Source organism: Streptococcus sp., from assembly GCF_032481935.1.
Taxonomy (GTDB): Bacteria; Bacillota; Bacilli; order Lactobacillales; family Streptococcaceae; genus Streptococcus.
The window spans coordinates 1-22,919 of record NZ_JAWERU010000029.1; the positions used below are offsets into that span (position 1 = coordinate 1).

General features: G+C 39.9%; 21 protein-coding genes. 1 reads left to right on the forward strand and 20 read right to left on the reverse strand.

Features of this window, described 5'->3' with window-relative positions; genetic code table 11:
- Positions 1-48 precede the first annotated feature (48 nt).
- The 13 genes from leuC to gyrA form a co-directional block, all read right to left on the reverse strand.
- Positions 49-1,431, reverse strand: coding sequence for a 3-isopropylmalate dehydratase large subunit (leuC, locus tag E7C97_RS06620; protein WP_316108538.1), 1,383 nt, complete (start codon positions 1,429-1,431; stop codon positions 49-51).
- Between the two features lie 3 nt (positions 1,432-1,434).
- Positions 1,435-1,704, reverse strand: coding sequence for a DUF1294 domain-containing protein (locus tag E7C97_RS06625; RefSeq protein WP_075226952.1), 270 nt, complete (start codon positions 1,702-1,704; stop codon positions 1,435-1,437).
- On the reverse strand, positions 1,701-2,738 hold the full coding sequence (gene leuB, locus E7C97_RS06630; protein ID WP_075226953.1) for a 3-isopropylmalate dehydrogenase: 1,038 nt from the start codon (positions 2,736-2,738) through the stop codon (positions 1,701-1,703). Before leuB ends, E7C97_RS06625 begins: the two co-directional genes overlap by 4 nt.
- Positions 2,739-2,749: 11 nt before the next feature.
- Entirely contained in the window at positions 2,750-4,312 is a 1,563-nt protein-coding gene (locus E7C97_RS06635; protein WP_075226954.1) for a 2-isopropylmalate synthase, read from the reverse strand.
- A 314-nt stretch (positions 4,313-4,626) separates the two neighbouring features.
- Positions 4,627-5,283 (reverse strand): MmcQ/YjbR family DNA-binding protein, encoded by a 657-nt coding sequence (locus E7C97_RS06640; RefSeq protein ID WP_316108539.1) that lies wholly within the window; start codon positions 5,281-5,283, stop codon positions 4,627-4,629.
- Positions 5,284-5,326: 43 nt separating this feature from the next.
- Entirely contained in the window at positions 5,327-5,959 is a 633-nt protein-coding gene (locus tag E7C97_RS06645) for a copper homeostasis protein CutC (protein WP_316108540.1), read from the reverse strand.
- Positions 5,960-6,052: 93 nt separating this feature from the next.
- Positions 6,053-6,412, reverse strand: coding sequence for a YbaN family protein (locus E7C97_RS06650; protein ID WP_045763427.1), 360 nt, complete (start codon positions 6,410-6,412; stop codon positions 6,053-6,055).
- Positions 6,413-6,665: 253 nt separating this feature from the next.
- The gene (gene topA / locus E7C97_RS06655; protein ID WP_316108541.1) at positions 6,666-8,753 is read right to left on the reverse strand and encodes a type I DNA topoisomerase; all 2,088 of its coding nucleotides are present in this window, start codon (positions 8,751-8,753) and stop codon (positions 6,666-6,668) included.
- A 118-nt stretch (positions 8,754-8,871) separates the two neighbouring features.
- Entirely contained in the window at positions 8,872-9,729 is an 858-nt protein-coding gene (dprA, locus tag E7C97_RS06660; RefSeq protein ID WP_152904343.1) for a DNA-processing protein DprA, read from the reverse strand.
- 107 nt (positions 9,730-9,836) lie between these two features.
- On the reverse strand, positions 9,837-10,772 hold the full coding sequence (dapA, locus tag E7C97_RS06665; protein ID WP_060955817.1) for a 4-hydroxy-tetrahydrodipicolinate synthase: 936 nt from the start codon (positions 10,770-10,772) through the stop codon (positions 9,837-9,839).
- Between the two features lie 50 nt (positions 10,773-10,822).
- On the reverse strand, positions 10,823-11,899 hold the full coding sequence (locus E7C97_RS06670; protein ID WP_316108542.1) for an aspartate-semialdehyde dehydrogenase: 1,077 nt from the start codon (positions 11,897-11,899) through the stop codon (positions 10,823-10,825).
- A 286-nt stretch (positions 11,900-12,185) separates the two neighbouring features.
- Positions 12,186-12,935, reverse strand: a complete 750-nt coding sequence (locus tag E7C97_RS06675) for a class A sortase (RefSeq protein ID WP_000078698.1) — start codon at positions 12,933-12,935, stop codon at positions 12,186-12,188.
- Positions 12,935-15,403 (reverse strand): DNA gyrase subunit A, encoded by a 2,469-nt coding sequence (gyrA, locus tag E7C97_RS06680; RefSeq protein ID WP_316108543.1) that lies wholly within the window; start codon positions 15,401-15,403, stop codon positions 12,935-12,937. The genes E7C97_RS06675 and gyrA overlap by 1 nt, the downstream gene beginning before the upstream one ends.
- A 193-nt stretch (positions 15,404-15,596) precedes the next feature.
- Here gyrA and E7C97_RS06685 point away from each other — a divergent pair, with 193 nt between their 5' ends.
- Positions 15,597-16,583, forward strand: a complete 987-nt coding sequence (locus tag E7C97_RS06685) for an L-lactate dehydrogenase (protein WP_000176425.1) — start codon at positions 15,597-15,599, stop codon at positions 16,581-16,583.
- Between the two features lie 69 nt (positions 16,584-16,652).
- Here E7C97_RS06685 and sdbB read toward each other — a convergent pair whose 3' ends face one another.
- From sdbB to rpmA, 7 genes are all read right to left on the reverse strand, one after another.
- A complete protein-coding gene (gene sdbB, locus E7C97_RS06690) occupies positions 16,653-17,213 on the reverse strand; it encodes a thiol-disulfide oxidoreductase-associated lipoprotein SdbB (RefSeq protein ID WP_000721103.1) in 561 nt (186 codons plus the stop codon).
- A gap of 12 nt (positions 17,214-17,225) precedes the next feature.
- Entirely contained in the window at positions 17,226-17,933 is a 708-nt protein-coding gene (ccdA2, locus tag E7C97_RS06695) for a thiol-disulfide oxidoreductase-associated membrane protein CcdA2 (protein ID WP_000443894.1), read from the reverse strand.
- 128 nt (positions 17,934-18,061) lie between these two features.
- The gene (locus tag E7C97_RS06700) at positions 18,062-18,922 is read right to left on the reverse strand and encodes a methionyl aminopeptidase (RefSeq protein ID WP_000631531.1); all 861 of its coding nucleotides are present in this window, start codon (positions 18,920-18,922) and stop codon (positions 18,062-18,064) included.
- A gap of 14 nt (positions 18,923-18,936) precedes the next feature.
- Positions 18,937-20,214 carry a CBS-HotDog domain-containing transcription factor SpxR gene (gene spxR / locus E7C97_RS06705; RefSeq protein ID WP_000033785.1) on the reverse strand — a complete coding sequence of 426 codons (1,278 nt, stop codon included), beginning with the start codon at positions 20,212-20,214 and terminating at the stop codon, positions 18,937-18,939.
- Complete coding sequence (locus tag E7C97_RS06710) at positions 20,207-20,758, reverse strand: GNAT family N-acetyltransferase (RefSeq protein WP_001028717.1); 552 nt, start codon at positions 20,756-20,758, stop codon at positions 20,207-20,209. Before E7C97_RS06710 ends, spxR begins: the two co-directional genes overlap by 8 nt.
- 16 nt (positions 20,759-20,774) lie before the next feature.
- The gene (locus E7C97_RS06715) at positions 20,775-22,034 is read right to left on the reverse strand and encodes a UDP-N-acetylglucosamine 1-carboxyvinyltransferase (RefSeq protein WP_045763439.1); all 1,260 of its coding nucleotides are present in this window, start codon (positions 22,032-22,034) and stop codon (positions 20,775-20,777) included.
- Between the two features lie 566 nt (positions 22,035-22,600).
- Positions 22,601-22,894 carry a 50S ribosomal protein L27 gene (gene rpmA / locus E7C97_RS06720; RefSeq protein WP_000916509.1) on the reverse strand — a complete coding sequence of 98 codons (294 nt, stop codon included), beginning with the start codon at positions 22,892-22,894 and terminating at the stop codon, positions 22,601-22,603.
- Positions 22,895-22,919: the final 25 nt, after the last annotated feature.

The window sequence follows — 22,919 nt, forward strand, 5'->3', positions numbered from 1 at the left end:
AGGAACGGTCGTTCCCGTATAAACTGTAAATTTCTCCATATCCTCTCCTTACTGGGCTTCTGGCATTTGCCGAACATCTACGAAGCGCCCTGCGATAGCTGCTGCAGCTGCCATGGCTGGACTGCAGAGATGGGTCTTAGCCCCAAATCCCTGTCTGTCTTCAAAGTTGCGGTTGCTGGTTGAGGCGCAGTGGACACCATCAGGAACCTTGTCCGGATTCATTCCTAGACACATAGAACACCCTGGATCTCTCCATTCGAAGCCAGCATCTTGGAATACCTTGTCCAAACCTAACTTCTCAGCAGCTCGCTTGACTGGTCGAGAACCAGGTACCACGATAGCCGTCAAATTTGATGCGATCTTCTTCCCTTCTACAAATCGAGCCGCCAGTTGCAAATCACTAAGTCTAGCGTTGGTACAAGAACCAATAAAGACATAGCCTAGTTGGATATCTGCTGGTTTTTGACCTGGTTGCAAATCCATGTAATGATAGGCTCGTTCATCATTCATATCCTTTATTTCTGGGAAGCTACTATCAAAATCAACACCCATAGCTGGATTGGTGCCCCAAGTCACCATAGGAGCCAATTCAGAGACATCCATTCGGATAACCTTGTCATAAACGGCATCGTCATCACTAACCAGCCTTTTCCAATCAGCTACTGCTGCATCAAAATCCTTGGGAACACACTCACGTCCCTTGAAATAGTCATAGGTGGTTTGATCTGGATTCATGATTCCCATCTTAGAGCCAAACTCGATGGACATATTGCAGATGGTCATTCGCTCTTCCATACTCAGTGCATCAATCGCTTGTCCCCGATATTCCACCACATAGCCAACACCACAGGCAACGCCGTACTTGGCAATCAAGGCGAGAATAAAGTCCTTGGAATAAACTCCCTTTTGTGGAACTCCTGTAAATTCTACCAGCATTTTCTTGGGTTTGACCTGCCAGAGTGTCTGGGTAGCAAAGACATGCTCGACCTCACTGGTCCCAATTCCAAAAGCGATTGCTCCGAAAGCTCCGTGGGTTGCTGTATGGCTGTCTCCACAGACGATGAATTTTCCTGGTTGGGTTCGTCCTGTTTCTGGACCAACCATGTGTACGATCCCTTGTTTTTCAGAACCGTGAGCCGCATGTTCGATTCCAAATTCTTCAACATTTTCAGCTAGCTTATCAATTTGAGCCTTGGAAATCACATCTCGAATATCGTAGATATTAACTGTCGGTACATTGTGGTCAAAAGTGCCAAATGTTAAATCCGGTCTTCTCAATCTACGCCCTGCATCTCGTAATCCTTGAAAAGCTTGAGGACTGGTCACTTCATGGATGTAGTGCTGATCCACATACATGAGTTGAGGTTGTCCCTCTTCTCCTGTGATCACATGGAGGTCCCATAATTTATCAAAAATTGATTTTCCTGCCATTCATTACCTCCATACAAAATACAAAGCTACTAGTGTAGTTACTATTCCTAGGAACCAAACTGTTTTAAAATACCATTTTCTAGTCTTGTGATGAAAAGTGAGTCCTGCCAACCAGGCCCCAAAACCACCACAAAAGAATGCAAATGATAATAAATATTTTTCAGGTATTCGCCAAGCATCTCTTCTTGCCTTAAATTTGTCAATGCCATATATCAAGAAAATGATGAGATTCCAAATCAGGAGGGCAAAAGTAATTCCTTCGTTTAGTTTCATAGTCTTGCAATGATGGCTTCTGTCATTTCCTTAGTCGAAGCCTGTCCTCCTATATCTCTTGTTAAAATGCCAGCCGCTAAACTAGCTTCAACAGCACGTTCGATACGCTGCGCATCCTCATAACGTCCAAAGCTGTCTCTCAGCATCATGGCAACTGACAAAATCATGGAAATAGGATTTGCAATTCCTTGTCCAGCAATATCAGGTGCCGAACCATGAATGGGTTCATAGAGACTCGGACCATCTTCAGAGTGGCTGGCTGATGGCATAACCCCGAGTGTACCTGATAGAACACTTGATTCATCAGATAAGATATCTCCGAAAAGATTCTCTGTCACGATAACATCGAACTTAGCTGGATTTGTGATCATGAGCATGGCAGCCGAGTCGACTAGCTGATGTTCCAAAGTTACATCCGGAAAATCTTTTGCGACTTCATCAGCAACTCTCCGCCATAGTTTTGATGTTGCCAAAACATTTTGCTTATCAATACTGGTAAGGATTTTTCTCCGACTTCTTGCAATTTCAAAAGCCTTGCGAATAATTCGTTCTACTTCCTCATAGCTGTATTCATTGATATCACGCGCTTTTTTTTCTTCAAGGATATGATCACCAAAGTAAATTCCTCCTGTCAACTCACGTACTACTACAAAGTCAACACCAGTTATTCGTTCTGGCTTCAGAGGTGATAAGTGCTTGAGACTCTCAAAGATTTTAACCGGACGAATATTGGCATAGAGATTGAGTTCCTTTCGAAGGGCCAGAAGCCCTTGTTCGGGTCGAACTGGAGCATCATCATACTGAGGACTACCGATTGCAGCGAGTAGAATAGCATCCGCTTCTCTAGCAGCCTTGAGCGTTTCGTCTGGCAAGGGATTTCCTGCAGCATCAATCCCCGCCCCTCCAAAAGGTCGTCTGTCTATCTCGTAGTCAAAGCCTGTTTTTTCAGCTAGAGCCTCCAGAACTTCTAAACCAGCTTCCATGATTTCTGGGCCGATACCATCACCTGCTAGGGCCACTATTTTCTTTGTCATAGCTTTCTCCTTTACACGCTAGGCATGTCACGATAGGAAACTGTTGTTCCCATCTCACCAGCATTCTCTTTTTGAACAAAGGTATTAGCATTGATATAAGCGATAGCCGAAGCCTTCAACACATCGAAATCAAGTCCAGCTGCGTTAAAGATAGTCTCTGTATCTCTGTTTTCAACAGTTACCAATACACGTGCCTGAGCATCAATCCCATCAGTTACCGCATCAATCGTATAGGATACCAAGCGAACAGATTGATTAAAGAATTTATCAATAGCATTGAAAATAGCTTCAACAGAACCCTGACCTGTTGCATTAAATTCAACTTTCTCACCATCAAAATTAGCTAATCTAACTGTCGCTTCAATATCATTTTCAGAATGGGTTTGAAGTTGCAAGTCATCAAAGTGGAAGCCTTCTGGATTTTCAACCATGGTACCAGCTACCAGAGCTCGAATATCAGCATCTGTGATTTCTTGCTTTTTATCTGCCAAGGCCTTGAACTTAGCAAAGAGTGGCTTGATATCTTCATCTGTAAAGTCTAGGGCTAGCTCTCTCAGTTTTTCAACAAAGGCATGGCGACCAGACAATTTACCAAGCGGAAGACTATTGCTCTTGGCACCAACCAATTCAGGTGTAATGATTTCATAAGTGAGAGGATTTTTAAGAACACCGTCTTGGTGAATACCTGATTCGTGAGAGAAGGCATTTCCTCCAACAACCGCCTTGTTTTTTGGAACTGGAATTCCTGAGAAGCGAGAGACCATTTCGGACGTATTAATTGTTTCATTTAGGACGATACTTGTCTCTGCTTGGTAATAATCTTGGCGAATATTGAGGGCCACCGCTATTTCTTCTAAAGCAGCATTCCCAGCTCGTTCTCCAATACCATTAATGGTTCCTTCAACACGCCCCGCACCATTCTTAACAGCAGAAAGGCTATTGGCAACTGCCATTCCAAGGTCATCGTGACAGTGAGGTGAATAGATAATCTGACGATCAGTCTTAACATTGTCAATCAGATACTTGAAGATATTCCCATATTCCTCTGGTGTGGTAAAACCAACCGTGTCAGGAATATTGATATAAGTCGCACCTGCGTCTACCGCTGTTTGAACGACTTGTAAGAGGAAATCCAGCTCAGTTCTAGTCGCATCTTCAGGAGAGAATTCTACCACTTCAAATTTACTACGTGCATAGGAAACATGCTCTTTAATAGCTTCCAATATTTCCTCTTTGCTTTTATTCAACTTAAATTCACGATGAATAGGACTAGTAGCGATAAAAACATGGATTTGTGGATACTTAGCATCCTTAAGTGCTTCATAACAAGCGTCAATATCTGATTTAACAGAGCGAGCTAAACCAGTCACCGCTGTTTTCTTCAAGACTTTTGCGATTTCCTGAACTGCAGTAAATGAGTCTGGACTAGCTGCTGGAAAACCAGCTTCAATTGCCGAAATTCCCCATTTTTCCAGTTGTCTTGCAATGGCAATCTTTTCCTTGATCGAAAAATTAACACCTGGTGTCTGCTCACCATCTCGAAGGCTAGTATCTAGAAATTCAACTGTTCTCATAAGATTTCCCCTTTTCTAAATTCGGTTTTAAAAAAACATCTCGCTCGGAGTTCCAAGCGAGATGTTGATTTACTCCCGCTTGGTAAGCCAAACAGGACTAATGCTTTTGCACTAGTCCGAGTACCTCAACAACAAAGCAAATTGATTAAACTTAGCTGTTTTCATGTTTGACTTTCTCCTTCGTTTGATATCTTGTTTAGTATTTTAGCATAGGAAAAAACACATGTCAAGAAAAAATCCAATATTTTCTGAAAATTTCTTCAGTAAAGAATATTTTGCTAATTGAAAGTATTTGAAAAATCAAGTAAATCTAATTACTTTTTCAAGGTCAAGTTCCAACTTTTTTCGATCAATTCAAGCAGCTCTTCATCTGCTAAACTGTCATCAAGTGGCACACTTATCCAGTAGCGCTTATTCATATGAAAGGCTGGATAAATCCCTTTTTTTACCAACAAATCAGATACTTGATCATGTTTGAGATTGACTGCTTCCACTAGTCCTTCTCTGCCCTTTTCAAGCTTATCCCAAGAGATTCTCATCAAAACAGCATACCACTTTTGATTGTCCTCATGGCGCAAAACAGCTGTATCAGGGGATTTCTCCCATAGATATTCCAATTGATTCCCATACTTTTCTTGAACAACTGCCATAATTCTCTTAGTCTGAAGACAGATAAAATCCTGCACATCAAAACAAGACTTTCGGATTTCATAAAGAACTTCTAAACAAGCCTCTCGAACAGTTCCAACAAACGTACCTCTCATACTTGCCATATGAACTTGAGGATAAAGATCGCCAGTTTCTTGGTCATAAACTTGAAAAGATAAGTCTCCGTCCACAACTATAACTCTCATGAGAAAATCTCCGTGCAAGATAGTTGAACTATGGTTCCATACGCCTTGATTTTCTACAAATCCATACTCTTTAGCCTTTTTACTATTAAACTGATAAGCTTTAAAAATTTCAAACATAAGCGAAAACTGCTACCAAAAGCTAGCAGTTCCTTTCTATTTTTTAAAAGACGACCTTAGTTCCATGTAATTGTGTCACACCCAGTTGGTCAATAAAGGTTTGACGGTTATCCATGTCAATCCCTCCACCAGGTAAAATTTCAATTTTTCCTGCAGCGTGTTCTAAAATTTTGTGATAATGAGCAAAACGTTTCTCTAGAGAATCGCCAGATACACCAGCACGAGTCAGAATGCGTGTCACTCCAGCTTGGCTGAGCCAATCAATAGCATCACACTGGTCTTGTTCGCTCAATTCATCAAATGCCATATGGAAAACAATTTCCATACCTTTAGATGCAGCAATTAATTTTTCAAGATTAGCCTTGTCCAACTTCTGATCAGCTGTTAAGGCACCAAAGACAACGCCTTGGCTTCCTGCTTGAGCAGTTAGAGCGATGTCCTCAAGCATGATGGCAATTTCTAGATCATTGTAAACAAAGTCACCACCACGTGGACGAATCATAGTCATAATGGTCGTATCGTAGTCGGCCGCCAGCTTCACAGCTGCCTTGGTTACTCCGTAGCTTGGAGTTGTTCCACCAACTGCTAGATTGTCACAAAGCTCGATGCGGCGAGCTCCTGCCTGCATAGCTTTTTCAAGCAAGGTTACATTTTCAGCACAAAATTCGTAAATCATTTGATTCTCCTTGAAGATTAGTTTAAATTTATTATATCATATTATTTCGAATATGTTTTTGTTTTTATCAAGGAAAATCGTTACTTATTAAAGCTATTCTTTATCAGGAATCACCTTAAAAAGATAGTAGGTAATAAAGATGGTTAAACATCCCAAACCAATTTTGACTGGTAAAAGAGGCGCAAAATAAATGGAAATTCCCATCAAGATATAGATCGATACAATAATTTTTTTCTTACGTTCACGCGCAATAGACTTGGTCTCACGAAAGTCCGCCACGTAAGTCTGATAAAGTTTGGTATGATAAAGCCAATCTTCAAAACGCTTGGAACTTCTCGAAAAACAAGCAATAGACAACAGAAGAAAAGGAGTCGTAGGCAACAAGGGCAAGACAACTCCAACAATAGCCAGAGCTAATGACAGAAATCCAATAATCAGATAGATAATACGCATAACTTCTCCTAGTTAATACTCTTCGAAAATCTCTTCAAACCACGTCAGCGTCGCCTTACCGTATATATGTTACTGACTTCGTCAGTTCTATCTACAACCTCAAAGCAGTGATTTGAGCAGCCTGCGGCTAGCTTCCTAGTTTGCTCTTTGATTTTCATTGAGTATAAAATAATCTTCTTCTAGTTTCGCATACAATGATGAATTTTGTCAAGCACTAATCAAAAGAGCCTGAAATTTACTTTCAGGACTCATTTTATTTGATTTTTTCTTCTTCGTAATCACCATTGCTACAAACGATCTGCTTACCGCCACCACGGACCTTTTTCTCCATGAGGAAGTTTCCACATTTCGGACAATCTCGCCCTACAGGCTTGTCCCAAGAAGTGAATTCACACTCTGGATAGCGATTGCAACCATAGAAGATACGATTACGCTTAGTTTTTCGTTCAATAATTTGTCCTTGATGACAGCTTGGACACTCAACACCAATCTCTTTCACGATAGCCTGTGTATGACGGCAATCTGGGAAATTGCTACAAGCATAAAACTTACCAAAACGACCAAGTTTAATGACCATCGGACTACCACACTCTTCACAATCAAATCCTGCTGGCTCATCCTTGATTTGGATTTTTTCCATTTCCTCTTCGGCTTTGGCAACCTCTTTAGAGAAGGGTTTGTAAAATTCATCAATGACTCGTTGCCATTGTTCTTTTCCGACCTCGACATTATCAAGTTTTCTTTCCATTTCAGCTGTAAAAGTCACATTGACAATGTCAGGGAAGTACTCAACAATCAGTTTATTGACAATTTCTCCCAACTCTGTCGGTTCAAAACGCTTGGCTGCCAAACGCACATAATAGCGCTTTTGAATAGTTTCAATGGTAGGTGCATAAGTCGATGGACGTCCAACCCCATTTTCTTCCAAGGTCTTAATCAGTGTTGCTTCCGAATATCGGGCTGGGGGTTGAGTGAAGTGCTGCTCAGGTTTACTATTGACCTGTTTGACCACATCACCAACTGCCATGTCCGGCAACATCTTATTCTTATCTGAGTCATTGTAAATGGCCAAGTAACCATCAAACTTAACTTGACTACCATTTGCTGCAAATTGAACTCCATTTTGAGAGAGCTTAACAGCCATGGTATCAAAGATGGCACCAGTCATCTGACTCGCTACAAAACGGTTCCAGATAAGGGTATAGAGTTTTAGTTGGTCTTTGTCTAAGTATTTAGCAATTTTTTCTGGCGTGTTAAAGACACTTGATGGACGAATAGCCTCATGGGCATCTTGAGCACCAGTAGCATTTTTGACCTTGCTACCATGCTTAGAATACTTACTACCAAAACGTTCATTGATGTAGCTTGCAGCTTCATTTTGTGCAACTGGACTGATACGAGTCGAGTCTGTACGCATATAGGTGATCAAACCTTGGACACCCGTACCAATATTAATCCCTTCATAGAGTTGTTGGGCAACCATCATGGTCTTTCGAGTACGGAAATTGATTTTATTAGCTGCATCCATCTGCATAGTTGAGGTAGTATAAGGTAGTGGAGCATTACGCTTGCGCTCTTTTTTATCTACCTGATCCACTGTAAAGTCTTTGCTGGATAGGTGAGACAAGACTTCTTTGACTTCTTCATTACTAGTCAATTTCATCTTCTTGCCATTCATTCCATAGAAAGATGCTTGGAATTGCTTAGTCCCCTTTTTGAAGACTCCATCAATAGTCCAATATTCTTCTGGTTGAAAAGCATTGATCTCATTTTCACGGTCAATGATTAACTTGAGCGCAACAGACTGAACACGGCCAGCTGATAAGCCCTTCTTAACCTTTTTCCATAAAATTGGTGAGATAGAATAACCTACCAAGCGGTCCAATACACGACGAGCTTGTTGGGCATCCACCAAATCCATGTCAATCTTACGAGGTTCTTTAAAAGCATTTTTTACTGCATCTTTTGTAATCTCGTTGAAAACAACACGGTTAGCATCATTTTCATCAAGATTCAGAATATGAGCTAAATGCCAAGAAATAGCTTCTCCTTCGCGGTCCGGGTCACTTGCGAGAAAGACTTTACTGGATTTTTTAGCTTCTTTTTTCAAGTCATTGATCAGAGGACCTTTCCCACGAATATTGATATATTGGGGTTCATAATTATTTTCTACATCGACTGACATACTGGATTTTTTCAAATCACGAATATGACCAACACTGGCTAAAACCTTATAATTTCTACCCAGGTATTTTTCAATCGTTTTAGCCTTTGCAGGCGACTCCACGATTACTAGATTTTTTTTAACTGTTGATTTTTTCTTCTTTGTTGCCGTAGCCACAGTATCACACCTTTTCAAAGTAATAAACTTTATAAAGTGTAAACCATTTTTAAAAACCTGTCAAGACTTAACTCCTCTATATAGAAGAAAAGTTTAACCGATAAAACCTTGCTAGTTCTTAAAATTCAAATTCTGCTAGCACATCCTGACCACTTGAAACAAGTTTTGCACCTTCTTGAACCAAGTGATGACAACCATCTGAACGACCATCCAAAATACTACCTGGAATAGCAAAAACATCTCTTCCTTCTTCCATAGCTCGCTCACAAGTAATCAAACTACCAGATCTCATCTTTGCCTCAGCAACGATGACACCCATACATAGGCCAGCAATAATCCGATTTCGTGCTGGAAAGTGATATTTCAAAGGTTCTTCACCCGGTCCATATTCACTCAGTAGCAAATGATATTCACCGATGTAGTCCTGCAGTCGTTTATTGGATCGTGGATAGTAAACATCCAAGCCAGTCCCAATGACTGCAATGGTTTTTCCGCCACCTTGAAGAATTGACATATGTGCTGCAGTATCAATCCCTCTAGCAAGCCCGCTCACAATCACCAGCTCATTCTCCAGTTCTTCAATAACCTTACGGACTGATTTTGTTCCTGTTTGACTACAAGAGCGACTGCCTACAACCGCAATCTTAGGCAACTTTAAGAGATTTAAATCGCCCTTATAAAATAACAATACTGGAGCATCATAGATTTCACTGAGAGCAAAGGGATAGACATCGTCTAGGATGGAAAAAGAGGGAAATTTTTCAAAGTCACTTCTTAATCGCTCCATACTTTCAAAAGTGAGTTTATGGTAACGTTCCATAAAAACCACTGGGTTTCTACACTCAGATGCTTCTGCTATCGTTTCTAGGGTTAATTCTTGATCATAAATTTCTCCATATTGAAGTACCTTTAAAACCTGTTGATTACTCAGACCTGCTTGTTTTAACTTATAAATCTCAAAATTATCAATCTTAATTTTCATGATAGACTCCTTGTTTTTCTCTCTATCTATTTATTCGTAGAAAAAGAAAAAAACTTCCCAACAATTTGAACTGTTTAGAAAGTTTTTTTATATTAGTTATCTTAGTAATCAGGACGAAGGACTCCAGTGACAGTTGCCTTAGTTGCTTCGTAATCCCCATCAATAACAACCTTGATAATGCGTTTAGCATCCTCTTCAGGCGCAGGAACCAAAGGTAGACGAGTAGGCCCAGCTTCGAATCCCATATAGTTGAGTACTGCCTTAACAGGTGCCGGACTCGGGTAAGAGAATAGAGCATTAACTTTAGGAATAAATTTACGTTGAATAGCTGCCGCTTTCTTCATATCACTTTCTTCGATTGCAGTGAACATTTCATGCATCTCATCCCCATTTGTATGGGATGCAACAGATATAACTCCGTCTGCACCAAGGTTCATAGCATGGAAGGCATCTCCATCCTCACCAGTGTATACCAAGAATTCTTCTGGCTTATGCTCAATCAAGTAAGCCATATTAGCAAGGCTGGTACATTCCTTAACACCAACGATATTTGGATGTTCCGCCAAACGAAGTAAGGTATCTGGAGTCATTTCGACAACTACACGACCTGGAATGTTATAGATTATAATAGGCAAATCAGATGCATCTGCAATAGCTTTAAAGTGTTGATACATACCTTCTTGGGATGGTTTATTGTAATAAGGAACAATAGCAAGACCAGCCGCAAAACCGCCAAACTCTGCTACCTCTTTGACGAACTCAATAGAGTCTCGTGTGTCATTGGTACCAACACCAGCGATTAAAGGAACTCGGCCGTTGACAACCTTTTGAACAGCCGCAAACAACTGCAACTCCTCATCGTGAGTTAGAGTCGGACTCTCAGCAGTTGTTCCTGCTAGGAGAATTCCGTCTGTATGATGTGCTAATAAATGTTCAATCAACTTTGGAATGGCATCGAAATTGATTGACCCATCTTCATGAAAAGGAGTAATAAAGGCCGTGATAATTTTACAATCTTTTAAGTCTTGATAAGACATAGAAAACACCTTTCTATTTTAAAGAAGGAGTTCAAATGAACTCCTACACATTATTTCAATTCAAATTTTAATTCAGCTGTTGGGCGTACTAAACCACGTTCGTGAAGTGTTTCTGCGATTTGAACTGAGTTCCAAGCTGCACCTTTAAGAAGATTATCAGATACTACCCACATATGAATACCTTTTTCTGCATCCAAGTCTTTACGGATACGTCCAACGAATGTATCACGTGAACCAACAGCATTTACTGCTTGAGGATAGATTTGGTGAGCAACATCATCTTCAAGAACCGCACCTGGGAAGGCAGCAATAGCTGCTTTCACTTCTTCGATTGGTGCTACTTCTTTTGTTTCAATATAGACTGACTCAGAGTGAGCTGACAAAACTGGAATACGTACACATGTTGCTGATACGGCAATGCTATCGTCTTCCATAATTTTCTTGGTTTCATTGGTCATCTTCATCTCTTCGTAAGTGTAGTCATTATCAGTGAAGACGTCAATTTGCGGAAGAGCGTTGAAGGCGATTGGATAGTGTTTCTTATCGCCACCTGAAGGCAAGATTTCCGCATGCAAATCACGTGGATTTACGCCATCATTCAAGACTTCACGAAGCTCACGTTGGGTTTCAAGAATTGCTCCCATACCAGCACCTGAAACAGCTTGGTAAGTTGAAACGATAATACGGTCCAATCCCCATTTTTGACGAACGGGCTCAAGAGCCACCATCATTTGAATTGTTGAACAGTTAGGACAAGAGATGATTCCGTTGTGAGCATCAAGGGCGTGGGCATTCACTTCAGGAACAACCAATGGTGCATCTGGATTTTGACGGAAGTAAGAAGTGTTATCTACGACGACTGCGCCTGCCTTAACAGCATAAGGTGCGTATTTTGCAGAAGTTGATCCACCAGCTGAGAAAAGAGCAATATCAACCCCTTCAAAAGCGTCTTCTGTTGTTTCTTCGATGGTCACATCTTGACCTTTGAATTGCAAAACCTTTCCTGCAGAACGTGCAGACGCAAGGTAACGAATCTTATCGATCGGAAGAGTTGATTCTTCCAACATTTTGATCATTTGAGCACCTACGGCACCTGTAGCGCCAACAACAGCAACTGTGTATCCCATAACAAACCTCTTTCGGAATTTTCTAAAAATTTCTATAATAGAAACATTATACTACTTTTTACCAAAATTGAAAAGTCTTTTTCCTATCTATTTTCTGAAATTGACAAGAAAAGGCGGTGGGACAGAAATCGATAGACAAAGTCTCGATTTCGTAGTCCCAGCCCCGCGAGATGATTAGGAACTTTTTGGAGTCTAAAAGACGAACAAAAAGTTCAATCAGCTACCGCGTCAAAGTTTGATTGCTAATAAAAAATGAGGTCGGGCTCTTTTGTCCCAACCTCTTCTACTATTCATAAAATTGTTTATAGGGTTTATTAAAGGCTTCTAAGATATCTGATGGAGTCTCTGCATAAGATTTTATCTCTGTCAAATTCCCTTTAACGATAATTCTCTCAACTGCATTAGCATCTTCACAGGTTACCAAGGTAATCTCTTTAATCCCATCACGTTCGTCAATTACATCTACACGATCAGGTGTTACAATTTTAACTTCTTCAATCTCGTATGTATAGACTTTTTCTTTATCAGTGAGATAAATTTTCATCCCTTTCTCAGCACGAGCAAGAGGAGAGAATAATTTCTTATCTGCATTTTCACCTGCAAAGATACGGTGACTTGCTAGAGAATAATTTCCTTCCCCCATTACCTGATTTGCTTTCATTGTCCCAGCACCATAAAAAAGGTTAACATTATCGAGTCCCTTAAATATTGGTAGATTCATTTCAAGCTCTGGAATTGCAATCCCTCCGATTACCGGAAGTTGCTGGGAATTCCATTGAGCTGATAGGACTGCCTCCGAGGAAAGTGATTTTACAGAGTCAAAATCGAAATTTCCTTCTGTTTCTTTGTTCTCTTCAATCTCTTCCTTGGTCACTTGACTGACCTGATACTTATTAGTATTCCAAATCATGAACATATCACGAATATTAGCATTGAAGATTAAAGCGATAGATAGCAAGATTAGGAATCCTGCCAGTATGTTAATCAGTAGATTTTTACGTTTATTTTTTTTACTTTGATTCTTTTTTTGAGACATTATGCTTCACTTTCTGTTTCCTGTTCTGCCCCAACTTCTTCTTTTTCTGCTGCTGAAACACTTGTAAAAGTCACAATCTTAGCATCTTGATCTAGACGCATCACTTTTACTCCCATAGTTGAACGTCCCGTTTGTGAAATATTGGCAACATTGGTTCGAATCATGACACCTGTGTCAGTGATAATCATCAGATCTTCGTCCCCTTTTACTGTTAAGAGACCAGCCAGAGGACCATTTTTTTCAGTAACATTGGCAGTTTTCATTCCCTTACCGGCACGCCCTTTTGTTGGATATTCAGTCGCAACTGTGCGCTTACCGTATCCTTTTTCAGTAATGATAAGGACTTCATCTTGATCAGTAATCACACTCGCTCCAACTACAGCATCACCTTCACGAAGGTTTACCCCTTTAACACCAGTGGCGATACGACTCATACTACGAACTAAAGACTGATTGAAACGAACTGCATAGCCTAATTTGGTTCCGATGATGATATCTGTGTCTTTTTCAGTTAGTAAGACATTAATCAACTCATCCTCATCTTTCAGATTCAAGGCTTTGAGACCATTTTGACGAATGTTGGCAAATTCTTTGACACTAGTTCTTTTGACAATACCTGCTCGAGTTGTAAAGAAGAGGTAAGCATCATCACTACGTTCTGATTCAACATTGATAATAGTTTGAATGCTTTCACCTTCGTCTAGTTTCAAAAGATTGACGACTGGCAAGCCCTTAGCAGTGCGACCATACTCTGGAATTTCATACCCCTTAAGACGATACACACGCCCTTTATTAGTAAAGAATAGCAAATGATCGTGAGTGCTGGTTGAAACCAATTCACGCACAAAGTCATCGTCCTTAACTCCAGTTCCTTGAACGCCACGTCCACCACGTTTTTGAGCTGTAAATTCGTCTTGGTCCAAACGTTTGATATAACCTTTATTTGATAGAGTGATGAGAACATCAGACTCTTCAATCAAGTCTTCATCTTCAAGCGTCAAGACTTCACCAACCATCAACTCAGTACGACGTGGATCGCCAAACTTACGTTTGACCTCATCCAATTCTTCCTTGATAATTTGCGCTACACGTTCTGGTTTTGCAAGAATGTCTGCCAAGTCAGCAATCAAAGCTATAAGCTCATCATATTCTGACTGAATCTTGTCACGTTCCAAACCTGTCAAACGACGAAGACGCATATCAAGAATTGCTTGACTTTGACGTTCAGATAACTTGAACTTGCTCATCAATTCAGCTTGGGCTTCTGCATCCGTTTCACTGGCACGGATGATACGAATAACTTCGTCGATGTGGTCCAGAGCAATCAACAAACCTTCTAAGATGTGTGCACGCGCTTCAGCTTTCTCTTTGTCAAATTGAGTACGACGAGTCACCACTTCTTTTTGGTGCTCAATATAAGCATCCAAGATTTGACGAAGAGAAAGAATCTTTGGTACACCATTCTGGATAGCCAGCATGTTAAATCCAAAGCTAGTTTGCATTTGAGTCATCTTGAACAAGTTGTTCAAAATAACATTGGCTGACGCATCACGTTTCACTTCGATAACAAAGCGAACACCTTCACGGTTAGATTCGTCACGAACAGCTGTAATACCTTCGATACGTTTTTCCTGAACCAAACGCACAATATGTTCATGGACTTTGGTCTTATTAACCATGTATGGAAATTCTGTTACAACGATACGTTCGCGACCAGTCTTAGTTTCTTCGATTTCAGTACGAGAACGAAGCACAATCGATCCTTTACCAGTTTCGTAGGCCTTATGAATACCTGATTTCCCCATAACAAGGGCACCAGTTGGAAAATCTGGACCAGGAAGAACTTCCATTAATTCCTTGGTTGTAACTTCTGGATTATCCATGACCAACTTCACTGCATCAATGGTTTCACCCAAGTTATGTGGTGGAATATTGGTCGCCATACCAACAGCGATACCTGTAGCTCCATTGACCAAAAGATTTGGGAAACGAGCTGGCAAAACTAAAGGTTCACGTTCATTGGCATCATAGTTATCTGCAAAATCAACGGTATTTTTATTGATGTCGCGAAGCATCTCAAGAGCAATCTTACTCATACGTGCTTCAGTATAACGCTGAGCTGCGGCACCATCACCATCCATGGAACCAAAGTTCCCATGCCCATCTACAAGCATGTATCGATAACTCCACCATTGCGCCATACGAACCATAGCTTCGTAGATAGATGAGTCACCGTGTGGGTGGTATTTACCCATGACATCCCCTGTAATACGAGCAGATTTCTTATGAGGTTTATCTGGTGTCACACCCAATTCGTTCATACCGTATAGAATACGACGATGAACTGGTTTCAAACCATCTCGAACATCAGGAAGGGCCCGCGATACGATAACACTCATGGCGTAGTCGATAAAGCTGGTCTTCATCTCCTTTGTCAGATTGACATTCACTAAATTTTTATCTTGCATTAACAAATGCCTCATTTCACTATTAGTAACTAGATATATTATACCATAGTTTGTCTCTTATTTCAGTGTTACAGTACGACTAAAACGTTTACATAGCTAAGTGGATGTTATATTCGTGACAAAGCTATTTAAAAGTGATAGAATGAAACTAAACGGGGGAAGCCCTTAAAAAATGAAGGAGATGTTTAGACAAATGACATTAACTAAACAACACAAAAAAGTTATCCTTGTCGGTGACGGTGCCGTAGGATCATCATACGCTTTTGCTCTTGTTAACCAAGGAATTGCACAAGAACTTGGTATCATTGAAATTCCTCAATTGTTTGAAAAAGCTGTTGGTGATGCTGAAGACCTTAGCCACGCGCTTGCTTTTACTTCACCTAAGAAAATTTATGCAGCTAAGTATGAAGACTGTGCGGACGCTGACCTTGTAGTTATCACTGCTGGTGCTCCACAAAAACCAGGTGAAACTCGTCTTGACCTTGTTGGTAAAAACCTTGCTATCAACAAATCAATCGTTGAACAAGTTGTTGCGTCTGGTTTCGACGGTATCTTCCTTGTTGCTGCTAACCCAGTTGACGTTTTGACTTACTCAACTTGGAAATTCTCAGGTTTCCCTAAAGAACGTGTTATCGGTTCAGGTACTTCACTTGACTCAGCTCGTTTCCGTCAAGCACTTGCTGAAAAAATCGGCGTTGATGCTCGTTCAGTTCACGCCTACATCATGGGTGAACACGGTGACTCTGAGTTTGCCGTTTGGTCACACGCAAACGTTGCCGGTGTAAAATTGGAACAATGGTTGCAAGCTAACCGTGACTTGGATGAAGCGGACCTTGTAGAACTCTTCATCTCTGTTCGTGATGCTGCTTACTCAATCATCAACAAAAAAGGTGCAACATACTATGGTATCGCAGTAGCCCTTGCTCGTATCACAAAAGCTATCCTTGATGATGAAAATGCTGTTCTTCCACTTTCAGTATTCCAAGAAGGTCAATACGGAGTTGAAAACGTCTTTATCGGTCAACCAGCTATCGTTGGTGCACACGGTATCGTTCGTCCAGTTAACATCCCATTGAACGATGCTGAAACTCAAAAAATGCAAGCTTCAGCAAAAGAATTGCAAGCTATTATTGATGAAGCTTGGAAAAACCCTGAATTCCAAGCAGCTTCAAAAAACTAATTTTAGTTAGAAAAAATGTCTAGACGGTTTGTCTAGACATTTTATATTTCATTACTTTATTTCATTACTTTATTTCATTTGAGCAAAAGCTGCTTCTGCATCTGCGTTACTAATAGCACCTAATTGAATCTTAGCAATTTTACCCTGTGAATCAATTAGATACTCTGTAGGGATGCTTCGAATTTGATAATCTTGAAAAACAGCTCCTTTTGTATCATATAAAACAGGGATGTCTTTATAACCTTGTTCTTCAAACCACTTTGGAAATTGGTCTACCGTTTTTTCACCTTGAAGCCCTGGCGCAATGACAGATAAAATTTCGAAATCGCGATCTTCCTTTGCAGCAAGCTCCATCAATTCTGGCATACTCTTCTTACATGGTCCACACCAAGATGCCCAAAATTTAAGATAAACTTTTTTGCCTTTATAATCAGATAATTTGACTTCTTTTCCATCCATCGATTGGAGGGTAAAATCTGGTGCTTCGACTCCAATAGCTACTTGCTTCACAGGCGCTTGTTGTTTCTGACTTGATTGATTTTGTGGACTTGATTTTTTTTCTTCCTTGCCACAAGCAATCAGAAGAAAGATAGACAAGAAACTAAGGCCAAAATAGATAATTTTTTTCATAGATAACTCCTTTTATCCTAATATTCCAGATAAGACATTTAACTGTCCCAACATTAATAAAATTCCCATGAGAACGATCAATAAACCACCAATTTTCTTCAATAAAAGTATGTGGGATTTGATTCTACTAAAATAAGGCATGACAAGACCAGATGCCAAGGCCAGAACTAAAAATGGAAGTGCCATTCCGAGAGTGTAAATGAGGGTCAATAAAGCCCCCTGAAGAGCTCCATTTCCTCCTGAGGCAGCCAGTGCTAAAACAGAACTTAAAACTGGGCCTATACATGGAGTCCAGCCAAAGCTGAAGCTGATACCCAGTAAAAAGGCCGACAAATATTTACTAGACTGTTTTTGCTTAAATGTTACTGTTTTTTGTATCTCTAACTTTTGTAGATGAAGAATTTCCATCTGATGCAAGCCCAGTATGATAATCATGATCCCCATGACATAACGAAACCAGTCAGCATAAAGTAAATTCCCAAGGAATCCTGCTCCAAATCCAAGAATAAAGAAAATGAGAGAGATACCAGTAATGAAACAGAGTGTCCGAATCAAGCCTGACCAGGCAACATCTTTACCCAAAAAACGAAATGTCTTTGACTCCTCTTGATCATCCAGAAGAACACCTGCGTAGACTGGTAACAAGGGAAAGATACAGGGAGAAAAGAATGACAAGACCCCAGCTATAAAGACAGAAATAAAAAATAAAATACTTTCCAATTAAGAACCTTCTTTCATATAGTCATCTTTTATTTTACTATAAAAGAAAACGTTTGTAAGATATCTGCTACGCAAATTTATTCTCAACTTGAAAGAATCAAAAAAAGGAGCTCAGCTCCTTTTTTTGATTAATAAGTTCCCTCTTCACCTTGACTTGTCAAGATTACAGGCCCATCTTTAGTAATAACAAACTGATGCTCGTACTGACATGATAGTCCACCATCGATTGTTTTATGTGCCCAGCCTGTTTTCATATCTGTATCGATTTCCCAATCACCTGTATTGATCATAGGTTCGATTGTCAAAACCATACCTTCACGAAGGCGGAGACCACGACCTGCGATACCGTAGTTAGGCACCATTGGTTCTTCATGCATAGTTGGACCAACACCGTGTCCTACAAGATCACGAACAACTCCGTACCCACGACTTTCAGCATATTCCTGAATAGCAGCTCCAATATCTCCAATACGATTTCCTACAACAGCCTGCTCAATTCCCTTATACATAGCTTCTTTGGTAACATCCATCAAGTTTTTAACTTCTTCTGATGGTTTTCCAACAGCGTAAGCCCAACAAGAATCTGCCAAGCCGCCCGTAAAGTTTTGAGTATATTTTTTCATCTGCGCAACGTTGTTAAAATTGAGTTTAGAAACATTGAGGTCAGACTTAGCGATTGGCCCACCAAGAACCATATCTACCTTCAGTAAATCGCCTTCCTTCAAAATATAGTGGCGTGGAAAAGCATGGGCTACTTCGTCATTAAGCGAACAACAAGTTGCGTATGGATAATCCATCATTGCCCCATCAACACCAATTTGAAGGGGGAGGAAATTTTCTTCTTTACAACGACGACGCACATATTCTTCTACTTCCCACATATCTACACCTGGTTTGATGATGTCACGCAAACCGATGTGAATACTGGCAAGAAAATCGCCAGCCTTATCCATTGCTTCGATTTCTCTAGCTGATTTTAATGTAATCATGTTTTCTCCTAGTTTTAATTAATTTTTACAGTAACATTTGCTTTTGATACGATTTGATGATTGATATAAATGTCATAGTCAATAATGGCTGACCTTCTCGTATGATGAATAATTCTAGCCTGAATTCGCAAGATATCATCAATCTGAACAGCCTGTAAAAAGTAAATCAACATCTGTTCAATGATGAGATTACGTCCACTATTCACGACCAGATCCTGCGTCATATGGGTCAAAATTTCTGAAAGAACTCCATTTGCAAGGACTCCATTTTTTTCCAACATAAATGGTTCAACCGTAATGACAACTTCATCATGGTGGTAAGATAACTTCTGACCAACCTGTTCTGAAAATGTTGGTAATGCTGAAACTTGAGAGCGGCTCATCTTTTCCATGACATCCCGTCTAGTAATAACACCAAGTAAAGTTTGATTACTTCTCACAACAGGTACCATTTCAAAGTCTTCAGCAATCATTCTCTGGCTAACGTTAGCGATATTCGTCGCTAAACCAGTCATGTAGACTGTCCTTGTCATGACTTTATCTATCGTTGTACCAGGTGATTTATCTCCAGCGTCTCGCATGGTTACGACACCTACAACAACCTGATGCTGATTAATAACAGGGAAACGGCTCGTTCTATTCTTACGAACCAAGTCTAGATAATCTTTGACAGTATCCGTTTCCTGTAGAAAACCATATTCATGACTGGTACGATAGATTTTTTCAACCGTCAAAATATCTGTCTTGATCTGAACGTTGGACAAAGCTCTGTTGATCATAGTCGCAATTGTAAATGTATCATGCTTACTGCGCAATACTGGAATATTTTTTTTATTAGCATGGTTCAAAACATCTTCATGAACTTCAAATCCACCTGTTACCAAGACAGCATTTTCATTTTCTAGTGCTAATAACTGAATACGTGTTCGATCTCCTACGATAAGTAAGCCACCATCATGAAGATATGAAAGAATATTCTTTTCAGTCATCGCTCCAATGGAGAATTTACTAAATTCCCTATCCAATCCAGCTTGACCAGCTAAAACTTCCGAGCCTGTAACTTCTGCAATTTCTGCGAACGTTAATTTCTCAATAGCTACTTTTTTTGACTTTACACGTACTGTTCCACTTCGAGGACGTGTTTCAACAAGTCCCCTATTTTCAGCTTCTTTGATAGCCCGATATGCCGTACCATCACTTACTCCCAGCCGATTTGAAATACTACGAACACTGACACGCTTCCCAACTGGTAATTCTTCCAAGTAGGCTAATATTTCTTGGTGTTTACTCATTTAGATTTCCTTTTGTATAACGGAATTCTAGATAATCCCGCATCTTTCGGGTATAACGATCGCTACCTTTAAAACGACGATAAAGAACAAAATCTGATTTCTCTGCTACTTTCTGACTAGCAACATTTTCTAGATGTGTCACAATCGAAAGTTGCTTCAAGGCAAACTCGTTCGTGGATAAATCTCGTAATTTGGTAACTGCTTCAGTCATATACCCCTGAGACCAATAGTCTTTCTTTAAAAAATAGCCAATTTCAGCTTCTTTCTTAATTTCATCAAGTTTTTCAAACTTGATAGCTCCAATCATTCGTTGCTCTTTTTTATCACAAATAGCCCAAATTCCCAAAGGTGATTTCATAAAATAATTGGCAAGAGCATACTGACTTTCTTCAATACTTGCTTGTGCAGGAAAGATAAATTGAAGATTTTCAGGATCTGATGCAAGTTGATGAAAATCATCGACATCTGTAAAAAAGAAGGGACGGAAATATAAACGTTCCGTCTCATAGAAAGAAAATTTTGCTAATTTAGTCCAGATATTCATTGCAATCCTCAAAGTGCTAATCTTCGATTAGCTCAATATCTGCTCCAAGATTACGCAATTTTTCGATAATATTCGAGTAGCCTCGAAGGATGAATTCAACATTGGTAATCTCTGTTTTTCCTTCAGCCATCAAGCCGGCAATAACCAAGGCAGCTCCAGCACGTAGGTCTGTCGCTTTAACTTTTGCACCCTGCAAAGGATTTCCACCCTTATAAAGGATGTGGTCGTTTGTTGTTGAAATATCTGCATTCATTTTGGCTAATTCAAAAACATGGTTGACACGTTTTTCATAGATTGTATCAATCAATGTGCCACGACCTTCTGCTTTTAATAGCAAAGGAGTAATAGGCTGTTGAAGATCTGTTGCGAAACCTGGATAAGGAGCTGTCTTGATATTAACAGCCTTTAGATTTGTTTGCTCTTCGACGAAAATACTGTCTTCAGAAACAGTCATGTGAACACCCATTTCTTCAAGTTTAGCAATAAATCCTTCTAAATGCTCATAAAGTACATTATTAATTCGAATCCCATGGCCTACTGCAGCAGCCATTGAAATATAGGTACCTGCTTCAATACGGTCTGGGATGACTTGGTGACGTGTTCCATGAAGGCTATCTACACCATCAATAGTAATCATATCCGTACCTGCGCCACGAATGTGAGCTCCCATATTGTTTAATAATGTAGCCACATCAATGATTTCAGGTTCACGAGCAGCATTTTCAATAACTGTTCGACCTTTGGCTTTTACTGCTGCTAGCATCGTATTGATTGTCGCACCCACACTAACAGTATCCATATAGATATGCGCACCATGTAGACTTGACCCCTGGGTTGAGAGATTCATATTATCTCCCTCGTAGGTTGTCTTAGCTCCCATAGCTTCAAATGCTTTTAAATGCAAATCAATCGGACGTGGTCCTAGGTCACACCCTCCAGGCAAACCTACAGTTGCTTCACCAAAACGTCCTAGAAGACTACCGTAGAAATAATAAGACGCACGCAAGCTATTAATTTTACCATAAGGCATTGGTTTATTTTGAACACCACGAGGATCAATCTCAAGAACATCGTCATAACGCTTGACACTAGCTCCCATGATTTCCATAATCTCAATAAGACTAGCTACATCAGAGATGTCTGGAACACAATCCAAAATCACAACATCATCTGATAAAATAATGGCAGGAATCAAGGCAACGACACTATTTTTAGCGCCACTAATCGTAATTTCACCTTTCAATGGTCTCCCACCGTTAATGACAATTTTTTTCATTTTATACTCTTTCACTATTTATTAAGAAGGTCTCACCCTATATTATACCATATTTCTTACTAATAGCCAATCCTATAAAAAAATTAAGCCCAGAACTATCATGATATTAAAGACGATAACTTTGATTATATCAGTTATAATTATCATACTTATCAAAGCTAGTAAAAATCTTCCTCACCTGTAATTTTAAGGCTTGTAACAAAATTTTTACTACACCATTTTAGTTAGCGATTTGTTAAAGAAAGACTGGCTTAATAAGAATATGCGATAGTATATACACTTTTATAAAATAAGAAATTAATACTCTTCGAAAATCAAATTCAAACCGCGTCAACGTCGCCTTGCCGTACTCAAGTACAGCCTGCGGCTAGTTTCCTAGTTTGCTCTTTGATTTTCATTGAGTATAAACCGATGATATTGTACAAAAATTTTACATAAAAATCATTCTGGGTACCAAAACAAAAAAATAGGCTCTCCGAAAACTCGGAAAGCCTTATTTAATGCTACTTCTAGCTTCCTCGCCTTTTCATTTCAAGGCTCGGGATAAAAAGGTTCACTGGACCTTTTTATTTTGCGATTGGGTAAACAGAAACTTGTTTTTTATCGCGACCTTTACGTTCAAAGCGTACTACGCCTTCAACTTTAGCGAACAAAGTATCGTCTCCACCACGTCCAACGTTTACACCTGGATAGATGTGTGTACCACGTTGACGGTAAAGGATTGATCCACCTGTTACAGTTTGTCCGTCAGCTGCTTTAGCTCCAAGACGTTTTGCTTGTGAATCGCGTCCGTTTGATGTAGAACCTCCACCTTTTTTGTGGGCGAAAAGTTGCAAGTTGTTAAGAGTCATTTTTAACATAATGTTTTCCTCCGTGTTAGTTTTC

Coding starts and splice junctions, on each gene's coding strand:
- leuC (WP_316108538.1), bottom strand. CDS start 1,431: ATGGCAGGAAAATCAATTTTTGATAAATTATGGGACCTCCATGTGATC.
- E7C97_RS06625 (WP_075226952.1), bottom strand. CDS start 1,704: ATGAAACTAAACGAAGGAATTACTTTTGCCCTCCTGATTTGGAATCTC.
- leuB (WP_075226953.1), bottom strand. CDS start 2,738: ATGACAAAGAAAATAGTGGCCCTAGCAGGTGATGGTATCGGCCCAGAA.
- E7C97_RS06635 (WP_075226954.1), bottom strand. CDS start 4,312: ATGAGAACAGTTGAATTTCTAGATACTAGCCTTCGAGATGGTGAGCAG.
- E7C97_RS06640 (WP_316108539.1), bottom strand. CDS start 5,283: ATGTTTGAAATTTTTAAAGCTTATCAGTTTAATAGTAAAAAGGCTAAA.
- E7C97_RS06645 (WP_316108540.1), bottom strand. CDS start 5,959: ATGATTTACGAATTTTGTGCTGAAAATGTAACCTTGCTTGAAAAAGCT.
- E7C97_RS06650 (WP_045763427.1), bottom strand. CDS start 6,412: ATGCGTATTATCTATCTGATTATTGGATTTCTGTCATTAGCTCTGGCT.
- dapA (WP_060955817.1), bottom strand. CDS start 10,772: ATGTCTTATCAAGACTTAAAAGATTGTAAAATTATCACGGCCTTTATT.
- E7C97_RS06670 (WP_316108542.1), bottom strand. CDS start 11,899: ATGGGATACACAGTTGCTGTTGTTGGCGCTACAGGTGCCGTAGGTGCT.
- E7C97_RS06675 (WP_000078698.1), bottom strand. CDS start 12,935: ATGTCTCAAAAAAAGAATCAAAGTAAAAAAAATAAACGTAAAAATCTA.
- gyrA (WP_316108543.1), bottom strand. CDS start 15,403: ATGCAAGATAAAAATTTAGTGAATGTCAATCTGACAAAGGAGATGAAG.
- E7C97_RS06685 (WP_000176425.1), top strand. CDS start 15,597: ATGACATTAACTAAACAACACAAAAAAGTTATCCTTGTCGGTGACGGT.
- sdbB (WP_000721103.1), bottom strand. CDS start 17,213: ATGAAAAAAATTATCTATTTTGGCCTTAGTTTCTTGTCTATCTTTCTT.
- E7C97_RS06700 (WP_000631531.1), bottom strand. CDS start 18,922: ATGATTACATTAAAATCAGCTAGAGAAATCGAAGCAATGGATAAGGCT.
- spxR (WP_000033785.1), bottom strand. CDS start 20,214: ATGAGTAAACACCAAGAAATATTAGCCTACTTGGAAGAATTACCAGTT.
- E7C97_RS06710 (WP_001028717.1), bottom strand. CDS start 20,758: ATGAATATCTGGACTAAATTAGCAAAATTTTCTTTCTATGAGACGGAA.
- E7C97_RS06715 (WP_045763439.1), bottom strand. CDS start 22,034: ATGAAAAAAATTGTCATTAACGGTGGGAGACCATTGAAAGGTGAAATT.
- rpmA (WP_000916509.1), bottom strand. CDS start 22,894: ATGTTAAAAATGACTCTTAACAACTTGCAACTTTTCGCCCACAAAAAA.